This window comes from Stenotrophomonas sp. FR012 (assembly GCF_047520565.2).
Classification (GTDB): domain Bacteria; phylum Pseudomonadota; class Gammaproteobacteria; order Xanthomonadales; family Xanthomonadaceae; genus Stenotrophomonas; species Stenotrophomonas sepilia.
In genome coordinates this window covers 204505-218753 of the sequence record NZ_JAXBQL020000004.1, presented here as the reverse complement: position 1 = coordinate 218753, position 14249 = coordinate 204505, and the positions used below count along the sequence as shown (strand labels likewise).

Sequence of the window (14249 nt, the reverse complement as noted above, 5' to 3'; positions counted from 1 at the left end):
CGCATCGGACCCGACGGAGCTGGCATGAAGCGTCCCGGAAGCGACCTGCACGACCTGACCACACAGCGCCCCGAGTCACTGGACGCTTACTGGATGCCATTCACCGCCAACCGCCAGTACAAGGCGGCACCACGCATGCTGGTCCGCGCCGAAGGCATGCACTACGAAGACATCGATGGCCGACAGATCCTCGACGGCACCGCCGGCCTGTGGTGCTGCAACGCCGGCCACGCGCGACCGCGCATCGTCGAGGCCATCGCCGGGCAGGCACGCACGCTCGACTACTCGCCCGCTTTCCAGGTGGGCTCGCCGCCGGCCTTCGCGCTGGCACAGCGGCTGGCCGCACTGGCTCCGGCCCCGCTCAACCATGTGTTCTTCACCAGCTCCGGCTCGGAGGCGGTGGATACCGCGATGAAGATCGTGCTGGCTTACCACCGCCAGCGTGGCGAGGGCCAGCGCACGCGCTTCATCAGCCGCGAGAAGGCCTATCACGGCGTCGGTTTCGGTGGCATGGCGCTGGGCGGTCTGCCCAACAACCGCAGGGCGTTCGGCCTGCAACTGGGGGGCGTGGACTATCTGCGCCACACCCTGGACCTGCAGCGCAACGCGTTCAGCAAGGGCCTGCCGCGCCAGGGCGCGGAGCTGGCCGACGACCTGGAACGGCTGATCGCGCTGCATGACGCCTCGACGATTGCCGCCGTCTTCGTCGAGCCCATCGCCGGCTCCGCCGGGGTGATCCTGCCCGCGCCCGGATACCTGCAGCGCCTGCGCGAATTGTGCGACCACCACGGCATCCTGCTGGTGTTCGATGAGGTCATCACCGGTTTCGGCCGGGTCGGCATGCCCTTCGCCGCGCAGCGCTTCGGGGTCACACCGGACCTGCTGACCTTCGCCAAGGCGGTCAGCAACGGCGCGGTGCCGCTGGGCGGCGTGCTGGCCAGCGACGCCGTGCATGCCACGCTGATGCAGGCCCCGCCGCAGGCCATCGAGCTGTTCCACGGCTATACCTACTCGGGTCACCCGCTGGCCTGCGCCGCAGCGCTGGCAACACTGGACGTCTACGCCGAGGAGCGCCTGTTCGAGCGCGCCATCGAACTGGGCGAGTACTGGCAGGAACGGCTGCACGCGCTGCAGGGCCTGCCCAACGTGATCGACATCCGCAACTTCGGGCTGGTCGGCGCGGTCGAGCTGGCACCGCGCCGCGATGCCCCTGGCAGCCGCGGCTACGAGGTGTTCCGGCGCTGCTTCCACGATGGCCGGCTGCTGGTGCGCTGCACCGGTGACATCATCGCGCTGTCGCCGCCGCTGATCGTGGACAAGGCGCAGATCGACCAGATCACCGGCACCCTGGGCGAGATGATCCGGGTCACCGCCTGAGCCCGGGCCGGCGGCGGCGAGCGGGTACAATGGGCGGTTCCGCTCCTGCTCGTTGCCGTGCCCATGGATATCGTCGTCAAAGAAGAACTCAAGGCCTACATCGACCCGCTGACCGCGGACGAACATGACGCGCTGGAGCGCAGCATCCTGGCCGAAGGCTGCCGCGATGCGCTGGTGCTGTGGGGTAATGTGCTGGTCGATGGTCACAACCGTTTCGGCATCTGCCAGAAGCATGGCCTGCCCTTCAACACCGTGCAGAACACGCGCTTCCAGAGCATGGAAGACGTTCACCTGTGGATGATCGAGCAGCATCTGGGCCGTCGCAGCGTGTCCGATTTCCAGCGCGGCGTGCTGGCGCTGCGCAAGCGCGACATCCTGGCCGCCCGCAAGCAGGTCGAGCAGGCGCAGCTGCAGCGCGAGAGCGACGGTACCGCCGAGATTGCCGATGAGGCGGGCGAGGACAGCCCGCCGTGGGAGCCGGCACCGAAGCTCAGCCGCGCCGAACTGGCCCGCGAAGCCAAGCTGAGTACCAGCCAGGTCGGCATGATCGAGCGCATCCATGCCCAGGCTGCACCCGAAGTGGTGGAGGCAGTGAAGGCCGGCGTGATCTCGATCAGCGCCGCCGCAGCCGTGGCCGATCTGCCCGAAGAGGAGCAACGCGCCGCCGCCGCCGGCGGCAAGGATGAGCTGAAGCAGGCGGCCAAGCGCGTGCGCGAATCCAAGCGCAAGCCGCGCGCGCCGAAGCCGGACGCGGCCGAGATGGACTTCGAGGAGCCCAGCGAGGACGAGATCGCCAGCCGCGACGCCGAGGTACTGTTGGCACTGGAACAGCTGGGCGAGGATGCCCCGGCCCTGCGCCGCCGCGTGGTCGCGTTGACCCGCGAGAACGACACCCTGCGCGCGCAGCTGGCCGCGCTGCGCAAGCAGGTAGTGCCGGCCGCTGGCCGGCAACCCCATGAAGGTATCGGGTGAACTGAAGATGCCGGCCAGCGGCCGGCACTACCAGATGCTCATGCCGTGCCGGTTAGACTTCCGGCATGACGCCTGCCCACGATCCGCGCCGCGCCCAGCTGCGGCGCCTGAAAGCCCTCGCACTGGGCCTGCTGCTGTTGATGCTGGCCGGATTCGCGGTCAGCCATTGGCACGGCGAACGCGGCATCTGGGCCTGGGTTTCGGCCTTCTGCGAGGCTGCTGCGGTCGGCGCGCTGGCCGACTGGTTCGCAGTCGTTGCGCTGTTCCGGCGGCCAATGGGCCTGCCGATTCCGCACACCGCGATCATCCCGCGCAGCAAGGAACGCATCGGCGACAGCCTGGCGCTGTTCGTGCGCGACCAGTTCCTGGAACCGGGTGTGCTGCTGGCCAAGCTGCAGGTGTTCGATCCGGCCAGTCGTCTCGGTAGCTGGCTGGCCGACCCGGCACGCTCGCGGATGCTGGCCGACATGGCCCGCGGCTGGGCGCTGCAGGCACTGGATTTCTTCGACGAAACCGCGGTGCGGCGGCAACTGCATGCCTTCGTGGTGCAGCAGCTGCGGCAGTGGAACGCTGCTGCCACCGCCGGTGAACTGCTGGCCCTGCTGACCGCCGATGGCCGCCACCAGCGCGTGCTGGACGAGGGCCTGCAGCGCCTGGGACGCTGGCTGGAGCAGCCGGAGGTGAAGGAGCGCGCCTCGCAGCTGATCGTGCGCTACATCCAGCGCGAATGGCCGACGCTGTCGAGCACGGTGAACTGGGTCAAGCCAATCGACGAGATCGGCGACAGCCTGGCCGAACGCCTGGCGCGGGCGGTACTGGAAGAACTGCAACAGGTGCTGGCCGAGCCGCAGCATCCGCTGCGCCAGGACTACGAGACCTGGCTGCAGAACTACGTGCAGCGCCTGCGCGAAGACCCGGCGCTGGCTGAGCGCATCGAACAGCTCAAGCAGGACATGATCGACCACCCCGCCCTGCAGGACTACGTGCAGGGGCTGTGGGCGCGTATCCATGCCAGCCTGCGCGCCGACCTGCAACGCGAAGACTCTGCGCTGGTCGGACACCTGCGGCGCAGCCTGGCGTCGCTGGGCAGCAGCCTGCAGGCCGACCCGGCCCTGCGCGAGGCCCTCAACCAGCACCTGCTGGAAGGTGCGCAGCGCCTGACCGGCCGCCTGCGCGAGGGCGTGACCACGCATATCGCGCAGACCGTGAAGGGCTGGGACGAGCGGCATCTGGTCGAGCAACTGGAACTGAGTGTGGGTCGCGACCTGCAGTTCATCCGCTTCAACGGCACCCTGGTGGGCGGGTTGATCGGCCTGCTGCTGCATGCGGCAACCGTGGTGTTCAGGTTCTAGCCCCGGCCAACGCCCAGGATCAGCACGCTTGATTCATGAAATGCGAATACATATCATTTACTGATCGGTTGTACGCTTAGCCAAACGGGCACGAAAAACGTGCCCATCGCCCGTGTACTGCCCCGACTTCTGGGCTGCCCGTCTGCGCGGGCAGTGCTTCGTCGATGGGACACGCTGGGCGACATGCGCAGGGCGCAAGGGGGCCGCGGACGCGTTCCATCCCTTCTCCTACCTTCAGGAACGCCGTGGACCGCTCGCCCACACCCGCCAGCCCCCGCACCTTGTTCTCCAGCCCGCGCTGGGGCGTGCTGTCACGTTCGTTGGCCGCGATCTTCGGCGGCTATGCGCTGGCCTCGGTGACCAGCGTGTTCTGCGCGGTGGCGTTGCCCGGCGCGCGCGGCCAGACCGTGCTGACCGGCATGCTGCTGGCCATTGTGGTGGCTGCCTGCGCGGCGCTGTGGGCCTTTGCCACCCGCAGTGCACTGCGGGCCTGGGTCGGCATCCTCGCCCCCGCCCTGCTGATGGCGGCGGTCGCACGCCTGTTGGGCGCCTGGGCATGAAGAACGGATTCCGCCAGTCGATGGCCTGGCTGCATACCTGGACGGGCCTGCTGGTCGGCTGGTTGCTGCTGCTGATCTTCATGGCCGGCACGGCCAGCTACTACCGCGAGGAAATCAGTCGCTGGATGCGCCCGGAGCTGCCGTCCAGCAACGTCAGCATCGACGTGGCCGCGCAGCGCGCGGTGGCCTACCTGCAGGCCAATGCGAGCCACGCCGAGAACTGGTTCGTCACCCTGCCGCAGCCGCGCAACCCGGCCATGCAGCTGTTCTGGCGGCTGCCACCGGAACTGGCTGACCCCAGTCGTGGCCGTCGCGGTGGCTTCGGCGACGCCACGCTCGACCCGAACACCGGCCAGGCATTGAAGGCGCGCGAGACCCGTGGCGGCGACTTCTTCTACCGCCTGCACTTCGACCTGCACTACATCCCGGTGTACTGGGCGCGCTACCTGGTCGGTTTCTGCGCGATGTTCATGCTGGTGGCGATCATCACCGGCGTCATCACCCACAAGAAAATCTTCAAGGACTTCTTCACCTTCCGCAAGGACAAGGGCCTGCGGTCCTGGCTGGATTTCCACAACGTCAGCGCGGTGATGGCCCTGCCGTACCACGCGATGATCACCTACACCGGCATCGTCACTCTGATGATCATGTACCTGCCGTGGGGGGTGAAAGTTGCCTACCCGCAGGACGAGGACAAGTTCTTCAGCGAAGCCTTCGGCGGCATGCCAGAGGTGACCGCGCCGGCACAGGGCCGCGCCACGCCGCTGCCGATCGCACAGCTGCTGGACAGCGCGCGTGCACACTGGCACGGCGTGGAAGTGGCCGGCTTCACCGTGTCCAACCCGGGCGCTGCCAATGCGGTGATCGACATCCGCCAACGCGACGGCAGGCGTTTGTCCACCGACACCCCGGCGCTGCGCTACAACATGGTCAACGGTGCGCTGCTGGAAGAGACGCCGCCGTCCGGCGGCGCCACCGCCACCCGTGGCGTGCTGTATGGCCTGCACCTGGCGCGCTTCGCCGACTGGGGCCTGCGCGCACTGTTCTTCCTGTCCGGCCTGGTCGGCTGCCTGATGGTCGCCAGCGGCGTGGTGCTGTGGGCGGTGAAGGAGCGTCCCAGGCATGCCAAGAACGGGCGTACCGGATTCGGCCTGCGCCTGGTCGATGCGCTGAACATCGGCACCGTGGCCGGCCTGCCGATCGCCTTCGCGGCGTACTTCTGGGGCAACCGCCTGCTGCCGCTGCAGATCGCCGAGCGCTCCAGTGCCGAGGCCAACGTGTTCTTCTACGCCTGGGGCGGCGCGCTGCTGGCCGCCTTCATCTGGCCGAAGCGGATGATGTGGGCGTGGCAGCTCTATCTGGGTGCGGCCGCGTTCGCACTGGTGCCGGTGGTCAATGCAGTGACCACCCATGCCCACCTCGGGGTCACACTGCGCAGCGGCGACTGGGTACTGGCCGGCGTCGATCTTTCGATGATCGCGTTCGGCGCGATGCTGGCGCTGTGCGGCTGGCGCATGCAGCGCTGGACGCCACCGCTGAGTGCGGCCGAGAAGAAGAAACGTGCGGCCGCTGCGGCTGCACCGAAGGCATCGGTGAACACTGCGGAAGCGGCCGAAGCGGAGGCCAGCGCATGATGCTGCTGGCACTGGCGCTGTCGTTCTCTGCGTTCACCGCGCTGTCGCTGTCGATGGAAAAGCACCAGCACGACCTGCATGGCAAGGCCGCGGCCGCACCCGCACGGCGGATGCAGTGGCGGGTGCTGGGCTGGGCGCTGCTGGCGGCGGCGTTCGCACTGTGCGTGGCCGACCACGGCTGGGCGATGGGCCCGGTGCTATGGCTGGGGGCAATGACCCTGGCCGGCGTGACGCTGTCGTTCGGGTTGTACCCGTATCGTCCAACATGGATTGCGCCGCTGGCGATCGCGCTGCCGGTGCTGGGGTTGGTGCTGGAATTGCTGTAGCCGCAGGACGGGGACAGCGGCATCCTCGCATGGCGTGGATCTACAATGCCCGTATGGATAGCATGCTGCAGCGGATGTCTGGAATCGGCTTTTTTTCCCGGTTGGGTGAAACACTGCCCATAGCGGCCGGCGTCGTCGCCGTTCGGTCGCTGGCCGAAGCACTGCGGACCATCGATACCGATGGTTTCGAATGGATGCCCACGACACTGGGCGATTCGGATCCGTTTCACGGCGCCCTGCCCCATCCAGCCGAACTCGCCGACGCCCGACGCGAACTCAACCGCACGTTGATGCGCGCGCTTTCGGCACTGGATCTGCCGGCACTGCGCTGTGGTGCACATGACCTGCAGCTGGTGGCGCGCGATGGGGCGATGTTCGCCTTCCGGCAACGCCTGCTGGAGATGCATCTCGGCCTGCCGGCACACTGGGAGCCTGTGCTTGCGCTGTACGAACAGGGCCATTGGCCCCTGGCCCATGCGCCGGGGCGATTGTTGGTGCTTTAGGCCGATCCACGCATGGCGTGGATCTACGGACCAGACGCGGTAATGCCTGCCGCTGGCCGGCATCCCGCGGACCTTCCACGGTTCTGACGCAGTTGCCGGCCAGCGGCCGGCACTACCGGGCTTACCCCAACCGCTTCAGTTCCCACGCGCGGTGGATGCGCGCGTTGCGCTCGAAATCCGGACCAATCGTGCGTGCGGTGATCTCGCGGCACTGGGCGAACTCGGCGATGGCGTTCTCTTCCAGCTTGAAGCGGCGGAAGTTGTTGGAGAAGTACAGCACGCCACCCGGTGCCAGCCGCGCCACCGCCGCACGCAGCAGCTTCAGTTGTTCGCGCTGCACGTCGAAGTCATCGGCGCGTGCGGAGTTGGAGAAAGTCGGCGGGTCACAGAAGATCACGTCGTACTGGCCACGGTCGCCTTCCAGCCACGCCATCGCGTCGGCCTGGACCAGCAGGTGCTGGTTGCCCCCCTGTCCGTTCAACGCCAGGTTGTCGTAGCACCATTGCAGGTAGGTAGCCGACAGGTCGACACTGGTCGTGCTGGCGGCACCCGCCACGGCGGCCTGCACGCTGGCCACGCCGGTGTAGCAGAACAGGTTCAGGAAACGCTTGCCACGCACCTGCTCGGCCATCATCCGGCGCAGCGGGCGGTGGTCAAGGAACAGGCCGGTATCGAGGTAGTCGAACAGGTTCACCTGCAGCAGCGCGTTGTTCTCTCGCACCACGATGAACTCGTCGCGCTGCTCGAAGCGGCCGTACTTGCTGCCGCCCTTGCCGCGCTCGCGCGATTTCATCGACACCTGCTCCGGCGGCACGCCGAATACTTCGCGCGCGGCGGCCAGCAGCTCATTGCGGCGGCGGCGCACGTCGTTCTCAGGAATCGCCGCCGGTGCCGCATATTCCTGCACATGCAGGAAGGTACGCCGCCTGCCCCCCTCTTCCTCGTAGACGTCGATGGCCGCCGCGTACTCCGGCAGGTCGGCGTCGTAGGCGCGGAAGCAGGTGATGTCCTCGCGGGCACGCCAGCTCTTGAACTTCTTCAGGTTCTTGCGCAGGCGGTTGGCCACCATCTGCGCGCCTTCGCTCAGCTCGCGGGGCTGTGCCGGATCACGGCCCGGAACAGCGATCGGATCGCAGACGATCAGCGCGCATTCCAGCGCACCGTTGAACATCTGGTACTTCTTGCTGGCGCGCAGGCCGGTGGCAAAGGCCAGTTCGTCATTGCCACACAGCAGGCTGGCGCGCCACTGCGGCACCGCCTTCTGCAAGGCATTGCCCAGTGCACGATACAACGCTGGATCGGCGGCCAGGCGCTCGTCGTACGGCGGGTTGCAGACCACCGCACCGATCTCCTGTTCCGGCGCGGCCAGGTCGGCGACATCGGCGCGGGTGAAACGGATCGCGTGGGCGACGCCGGCGACCTCGGCATTCTCGCGGGCCGCCTGGATCGCAGCCGGGTCGATGTCGCTGCCGTGGATGACCGGCTTCAGCGCGGCCAGACCGGCCGCTTCGCGCTCACGTGCTTCGCTCTGGATGGACTTCCAGGCCGCCTTGTCGAAGCCCAGCCAACGGCTCGGCGGCAGGCTGCCATGCCGCATCAGGCCTGGGGCAACGTCGGCGGCCATCAGTGCGCCTTCGATCAGCAGCGTGCCGCTGCCACACATCGGGTCCAGCAGGCCACCGCCGGCGGCATGCAGGCGCGGCCATTGCGCGCGCAGCAGCAGCGCGGCGGCCAGGTTTTCCTTCAGCGGCGCCTCGTGGGCGGCACCGCGCCAGCCACGGCGATGCAGCGGGCCACCGCCGAGGTCGATCGACAGCGAGGCGCGGCCCTTGCGCAGCGAGAGGTTGACGCGCACGTCGGGCAGATCGGTATTGACCGAAGGCCGCTCCAGGCCTTCGTCGCGCATGCGGTCGACGATCGCATCCTTGATCCGCTGCGCGGCAAAGCGTGCATGGGTGATCTTGTCGCCGGACACGTGCGCATCCACCGCCAGGGTCATCTCCGGCGAGATGTGCTCGTGCCACGGCAGTGCACGCACGCCGTCATACAGGGCCTGCTCGTCCGGGCAGTCGAACTCGTCGATCGGCCACAGCACCCGGCTGGCCAGGCGCGACCACATCACGATCCGCAGCGCCTGCGCCAGTTCGCCGTCGGCGTTGACGCCGGCAATGGTGGCGGTGGCCTTGCCAAGGCCCAGGGCCGACAGTTCATCGGCAAGCAGGTATTCCAGGCCCTTGGCACAGGAGACGAAGAATTTCACGGGATCGGTTCGCAGGTGGTCGGGCGCGGCACAGGGGCCGGGCCGGTCGGAAAGGAGGGCCGTAGGCACGGCCGGCAGGCCCGCGCCGGGGGCGGCGGGGCTGCCATTGTAGTCAATGCGGGCGGGCGCGCCGTGCGCCCTGGCTTCACAGTTGCCGCAGCAGGCGCTCGAAGGCCTGCGCGGAGGCCTCCACGTGGCGCTCCAGGCGGTGGCCATCGTCAACCAGCAGCAACTGCGCCGAACGCACCTGCGCCCAGGCAATCACGCCGGCAGCCGGTACCACATCGTCATGCCAGGCCTGCACCACCGTGGTCGGCACCGCAGCGGCGTCCAGCGCCGGCATCGGGCCCATGGTGGTCGGCGGCACCATCAGGAACAGGCCGGCTACCGGCACCTGCAGCGAGGCGATGGCGGAGATGTAGGCGCCCAGGCTGGAGCCGGCCAGCACCACCGGCCCCTGGCCGGCAGCGATGGCGGCGCGTTCAACCAGACGGCGCAGGCGGGTCGGCACGTCGCCCACCCGGCTGACCTCGCTCATCGCGTCCAGGTCGGTGTAGTCGGGGCGCTCGTGGGTCCAGCCCAGGCGTTGCGCCACCTCGGCCAGCGCGGTGACCTTGGTCGCCTCCGGGCCGCTCTCGAAGCCATGGGAGAGGATGCAGTGGCCGCGGCTCATGCGCGTGCTCCGTGGGCGCGGGCCGACGAGGAAAGGGAAGGCAGGTTCATGCCGCAATGCTAGCATCGCCGGATGCCCAACCCGCTCCTGCCCGGCCTGCAGCTGCAGCCCCTGCCCTATCACGACCGACTGCCGCTGCGGGATCCCGCCTCGCTGGAAATGGTGGTGATCCACTGCACCGAGCTGCCCGATCTGGCGATGGCCCGCGAGTACGGCGAGCGCGTGCTGTACGACAGCGGCGCCGGCAACAGCGGGCACTTCTACATCGACCGCGATGGCAGCGTGGTGCAGTACGTGGCGCCGGAACGCGTGGCCCATCACGTGCGCGGCATGAACGCGCATACGCTGGGCATCGAGCTGGTCAACCGCGGGCGCTATCCGGACTGGTTCGACAGCCGCCACCAGGCGATGGACGAGCCCTACACCGAGGCACAGCTGCAGGCGCTGGAAGGCCTGCTGCAAGCGCTGGTGGCGCACTATCCGTCGCTGCGGCGGATTGCCGGGCATGACCAGCTGGACCTGGAGCAGGTGCCGGCCAGCGACGATGCGGCGCTGACGGTGGCGCGCAAGCGCGATCCGGGGCCGCTGTTCCCGTGGGCGCGGATCCTGGCCAAGGTGCCACTGCAGCCGGTTGGGTAAGCGGCAGGGCTGCGCCCTGCACCCGCAGAGGCAACGTCAACGTCAAGAGCTGGCATTCCGGGGGATGGCGGGGTGGATCCGATTGCGGGGGACGCCGTAAAGCCCCGGGCCGGCCCAGCCGCTGGCGGCTGTGCGTTCGGGCGCTTGCGAAGCAGTGCTTCGCAAGCAAAGCGCCCTCACCCATGGCGGCTTGGCCGCGGCATCCATGCCGCGGACACCCCCGCAACCGGACCCACCCCGCCTTCGACAGTTCTCCGCGATCCTTCGAATCGACACGGGGTCGGATCCCGTTGCTGCGCAACGGGCTCTGACCCCGATTTTCGGTTGATGGGGTCAGAGCCGCTTTCCGTTGGAAAACGGATCCGACCCCGCGCGGCTCAGGCGCCGGTCGCCACCGGGCGGCTGCTGTCGCTCACCCAGCCGCTCCAGGAATCGGCGTAGATGCGCGCGCCGCTCAGGCCCGCGCTTTCCATCGCCAGCAGCAGATGGCAGGCGGTCACGCCGGAACCGCACATCAGCACCACCTGCTGCGGATCGCGGGTGCCGATCACGCCCTGCAGTTCGGCGCGCAGCTCCTGTGCGTCGCGCAGGCGGCCGTCGAGTACGTTCAATGCGAACGGGCGGTTGACCGCGCCCGGCACATGCCCGGCCACCGGGTCCAGCGGCTCCACTTCACCACGGAAACGCTCACCCGCCCGCGCGTCGACCAGCCAGCCCGGCGCATGCTTCAGCCGCGCGGTGATTTCATCGGCGTTGGCGATCTGGATGGTGTCGAAGCGGCCCGGGTAGGCAGGCAGCGCTGTCACTTCAGCCTGGCCGCTTTCCAACGTGTGACCGGCGGCCTGCCAGGCGGCGATGCCGCCGTCGAGTACGGCCACCCTGCTGTGACCGATCAGGCGCAGCAGCCACCACAGGCGCGAGGCGGCCATGCTGCCGTCGCTGCCATCGTAGACCACCACCTGGGTGTCGGGGCCGATGCCCCACTGCCCCAGCTTCGCAGCAAAGGCATCGCTGTCCGGCAGTGGATGGCGACCATGGCCGACACGCGACAGATCAGACAGGTCACGATTCAGATCGGCATACACCGCACCCGGGATATGACCTGCCAGATACTGGCTGCTTCCCGCCTGCGGGTCGGCCAGCGAGGAGCGCGCATCGACCACCCGCACCGCAGTGCTGGCAGTGGCGCGTGCGTCGACCACGCGGATGCCTTCGCCCAACGCGGCAGCCAGGGTGGCGACATCGACCAGGGTGGTCCACGGCGGATCGATCAGCTTCATTGCACTTGCTCCAGGCGGCGACGCAGGTTGTAGAGAATGGCGGCGGTCGCCCCCCAGATGCGCTGGCCCGGCCAGCCATACTCAAGCACGTGGCGTACCCGGCCGCGATGGTTGATTTCGACCTGGCGCAGGCTGTCAGGCGCCATCAGGTAATCCAGTGGCACCTCGAATACCTCGGCTACTTCACTGGGCTGCGGCACAGGCACGAACTCCGGATCGACCACCGCCACCACCGGCGTGACGCGGTAGCCGGTGATGGTGACGAAGGGATCGAGATACCCCAGCGCCTGCACCTGGCCGGGCGCCAATGCGATTTCTTCCTGGCTCTCGCGCAGCGCGGCCGCCAGCGCGTCGCGGTCATCGGGTTCGGTGCGGCCACCGGGGAATCCGACCTGGCCACCATGGGTGCGCAGTGTTTCGGTGCGACGGGTGAGGATCACCTGTGCGCCGTTGGCGCGCGGCACGATGCCGGCCAGCACCGCAGCCTCCACTGGAGGCCCGGGCGGCAGCAGGTCGACCAGCTCACTGCGGTTCCAGCCGTCGCCCGCAGGTGGTTGGGCCAATGGGTGCAGCGCGCGCATCAGTCGTTCGTGGTCGGTCAGCGAACCGCGCAGGGACTGCTGCAGTTGTTGCCGCAGGGGCTGCACGCGATGCAGGATGCGGCTGCGTTCCTCGTTGCTCATCGACGACCACCGCGCGATCTCATCGATATGCCGCCCGCAGCCGGCGCATCGCCGGTGCGGATCCAGCGTGCACACTCCGATGCAGGGACTTGCGACAACACGCGCCGTTTCTTCCATTGTTTGCACCCGCCAACAGTAGCGCGATCGGGCTGAATTTGCGCGGGTGGCCCAGCCGGACGGTAGAGTCGACTGTCAGTCGACTCGCGCGCGCAGCGCGGGCGTTTCCCCGATGTGACCCAAAAACAGTCGACTGACAGTCGACTCTACCGTCAGGGACTGCGCAAACAAAAACGCGCCGGTGGAATCACCGGCGCGTTTCGTTTGCTGCTTCGATTTACTTGACGCTGACCAGCTTGATCTCGAACTGCACAGCCACGTTCGGCGGGAACGGGGTGCGCGGATCGGCACCGTAGGCCTGGTCCGGCGGCAGGGTGACTTCCCACTTCGAGCCTGCCGGCATCTGCAGCAGGGTCTCGCGCATGGCCTTCATTTCGACTTCGCTGACCTTGATCGACGGGATCTGCTGGGCCGGGCGGGCTTCGGTCGGGCGCTGGCCGTACGGGAACGGACCGGCCACTTCCAGCTGCACAGTGCTGGCCTGGGTCGGCTTGGCACCCTTGCCGGCCTCGATCACGCGGTACTGGACGCCGCTCGGCAGGGACTGCACACCGGCCTTGGCCTTGTTCGCCGCGATGAACTGGTCGCTCTTGGTCTTGTTTTCGGCAGCCGCCTTTTCGTACTCGGCCTTGGCGGCCTGGGCACGGCCCTGCTCGCGCTTCTGGAACGCTTCAACGGCCGGCTTCAGCTGCTCGGCGGTGATCGCCGGCTGCTTCTTGGCGTAGGCATCCTGCAGGCCCTTCACCACCGAGTTGATGTCCAGCTGCTCACCACGACCGGTCAGCTCCGCCAGGTTGTTGCCGTAGTCGTAACCGAAGTAGTAGCTCAGCTTGCCCTTTTCGGACGAGACGTCCTGGGCGAAGGCATTGCCCGTCAGGGCCAGGGCCGCGACGGCGACCGCGATAGAACGCAACTTCATCAAACAGTTCTCCAGGGGTGGTAACTCAGGGACGTTCTGCGCCGCCCTGAGGCGACGGGTTAGGATAACGGGCGCAACGTGTAACCGCTACTCACGATGCAGGCTATGACCCGTCTGCGTTTCCAGAGTTCAATATCACTTTTTTTTAACGTTCCAGGAGTTTCCCCGTGGCCGATGCCCTGATCGCTGTCGCTGACGACGGCGCCATCCGCACCGTGACCGTCCAGCGCCCGGACAAGCTCAATGCCCTCAACGCCGCGACCCTGCAGGCCCTGGCCGATGCCTTCAGCGACGCCGCCGCCGATCCGGAGGTGCGCGTCATGATATTGACCGGGGCGGGCCCCAAGGCGTTCGTGGCCGGTGCCGACATCGCGGAAATGAACACTCTCAGCGCCGTTCAGGGACGTGATTTCTCGCTGCTGGGCCAGGCCCTGATGCGCCAGATCGAACGCATGCCCAAACCGGTCATCGCACGCGTGAATGGTTTCGCACTGGGCGGTGGCCTGGAACTGGCGATGGCCTGCCACCTGCGCATCGCCGCAGATACCGCCAAGCTCGGCCAACCGGAAATCAACCTCGGCCTGATCCCCGGCTTCGGCGGCAGCCAGCGCCTGCTGCGCCTGTGCGGCCGCGCCACCACCCTGGAGCTGTGCCTGCTGGGGGCGCCGATCAACGCCGCGCGTGCGCTGGAACTGGGCATCGTCAACGAAGTCGTGCCGGCCGACGCGCTGGACAACCGGGTGCAGGACGTCGCCCGCCAGCTGGCACGCTCGGCCCCGCTGGCCCTGCGTGGCCTGCTCGACGCGGTGCACGTGGGCGGCGAATGCAGCCTGGAGGCCGGGCTGGAATACGAAAGTGCGCAGTTCGGCCTGCTGTTCGCCACCGAGGACATGCGCGAAGGCACCAGCGCCTTCCTGCAACGCCGCGCGCCGGCCTTCCAGAACCGCTGACGCC

At 68.0% G+C, this 14249-nt stretch carries 14 protein-coding genes; 9 read left to right on the top strand and 5 right to left on the bottom strand.

The features are described from left to right. Positions 1-24 precede the first annotated feature (24 nt). The 7 genes from aptA to ACM0O9_RS09135 all read left to right on the top strand — a co-directional run bounded on the left by aptA (position 25) and on the right by ACM0O9_RS09135 (position 6724). A complete protein-coding gene (aptA, locus tag ACM0O9_RS09165; RefSeq protein WP_065177403.1) occupies positions 25-1377 on the top strand; it encodes an omega-aminotransferase AptA in 1353 nt (450 codons plus the stop codon). A 63-nt stretch (positions 1378-1440) separates the two neighbouring features. After that, entirely contained in the window at positions 1441-2349 is a 909-nt protein-coding gene (locus tag ACM0O9_RS09160) for a hypothetical protein (RefSeq protein ID WP_005415912.1), read from the top strand. Between the two features lie 65 nt (positions 2350-2414). Further along, the gene (locus tag ACM0O9_RS09155) at positions 2415-3701 is read left to right on the top strand and encodes a DUF445 domain-containing protein (RefSeq protein WP_065177404.1); all 1287 of its coding nucleotides are present in this window, start codon (positions 2415-2417) and stop codon (positions 3699-3701) included. A 245-nt stretch (positions 3702-3946) separates the two neighbouring features. Next, on the top strand, positions 3947-4261 hold the full coding sequence (locus tag ACM0O9_RS09150; RefSeq protein ID WP_414603970.1) for a DUF3649 domain-containing protein: 315 nt from the start codon (positions 3947-3949) through the stop codon (positions 4259-4261). Next, entirely contained in the window at positions 4258-5895 is a 1638-nt protein-coding gene (locus ACM0O9_RS09145; RefSeq protein ID WP_139726941.1) for a PepSY-associated TM helix domain-containing protein, read from the top strand. The genes ACM0O9_RS09150 and ACM0O9_RS09145 overlap by 4 nt, the downstream gene beginning before the upstream one ends. Beyond that, positions 5892-6221, top strand: a complete 330-nt coding sequence (locus ACM0O9_RS09140; RefSeq protein WP_005415908.1) for a DUF3325 domain-containing protein — start codon at positions 5892-5894, stop codon at positions 6219-6221. The genes ACM0O9_RS09145 and ACM0O9_RS09140 overlap by 4 nt, the downstream gene beginning before the upstream one ends. Continuing rightward, positions 6161-6724, top strand: coding sequence for a hypothetical protein (locus ACM0O9_RS09135; protein ID WP_414603971.1), 564 nt, complete (start codon positions 6161-6163; stop codon positions 6722-6724). The genes ACM0O9_RS09140 and ACM0O9_RS09135 overlap by 61 nt, the downstream gene beginning before the upstream one ends. A gap of 121 nt (positions 6725-6845) precedes the next feature. Here ACM0O9_RS09135 and rlmKL read toward each other — a convergent pair whose 3' ends face one another. Together rlmKL and ACM0O9_RS09125 are read right to left on the bottom strand one after the other, a co-directional pair. After that, positions 6846-8984, bottom strand: coding sequence for a bifunctional 23S rRNA (guanine(2069)-N(7))-methyltransferase RlmK/23S rRNA (guanine(2445)-N(2))-methyltransferase RlmL (rlmKL, locus tag ACM0O9_RS09130; RefSeq protein ID WP_061478530.1), 2139 nt, complete (start codon positions 8982-8984; stop codon positions 6846-6848). A 145-nt stretch (positions 8985-9129) separates the two neighbouring features. Then, complete coding sequence (locus ACM0O9_RS09125; protein WP_065195768.1) at positions 9130-9657, bottom strand: alpha/beta hydrolase; 528 nt, start codon at positions 9655-9657, stop codon at positions 9130-9132. 72 nt (positions 9658-9729) lie between these two features. Between ACM0O9_RS09125 and ACM0O9_RS09120 the strand changes: the two genes are divergently transcribed. Beyond that, positions 9730-10296 (top strand): N-acetylmuramoyl-L-alanine amidase, encoded by a 567-nt coding sequence (locus tag ACM0O9_RS09120; protein WP_053498686.1) that lies wholly within the window; start codon positions 9730-9732, stop codon positions 10294-10296. Between the two features lie 377 nt (positions 10297-10673). On the opposite strand, the gene ACM0O9_RS09115 is transcribed toward ACM0O9_RS09120, so the two are convergent. The 3 genes from ACM0O9_RS09115 to ACM0O9_RS09105 form a co-directional block, all read right to left on the bottom strand. Beyond that, positions 10674-11576, bottom strand: coding sequence for a sulfurtransferase (locus ACM0O9_RS09115; protein WP_065195767.1), 903 nt, complete (start codon positions 11574-11576; stop codon positions 10674-10676). Beyond that, complete coding sequence (locus tag ACM0O9_RS09110) at positions 11573-12376, bottom strand: CoA pyrophosphatase (protein ID WP_111202184.1); 804 nt, start codon at positions 12374-12376, stop codon at positions 11573-11575. Before ACM0O9_RS09110 ends, ACM0O9_RS09115 begins: the two co-directional genes overlap by 4 nt. 217 nt (positions 12377-12593) lie before the next feature. Next, positions 12594-13295, bottom strand: a complete 702-nt coding sequence (locus tag ACM0O9_RS09105) for an FKBP-type peptidyl-prolyl cis-trans isomerase (RefSeq protein WP_005408797.1) — start codon at positions 13293-13295, stop codon at positions 12594-12596. A 167-nt stretch (positions 13296-13462) separates the two neighbouring features. On the opposite strand from ACM0O9_RS09105, the gene ACM0O9_RS09100 reads away from it, so the two are divergent. Further along, on the top strand, positions 13463-14245 hold the full coding sequence (locus ACM0O9_RS09100) for an enoyl-CoA hydratase-related protein (RefSeq protein ID WP_414603972.1): 783 nt from the start codon (positions 13463-13465) through the stop codon (positions 14243-14245). Positions 14246-14249 lie beyond the last annotated feature (4 nt).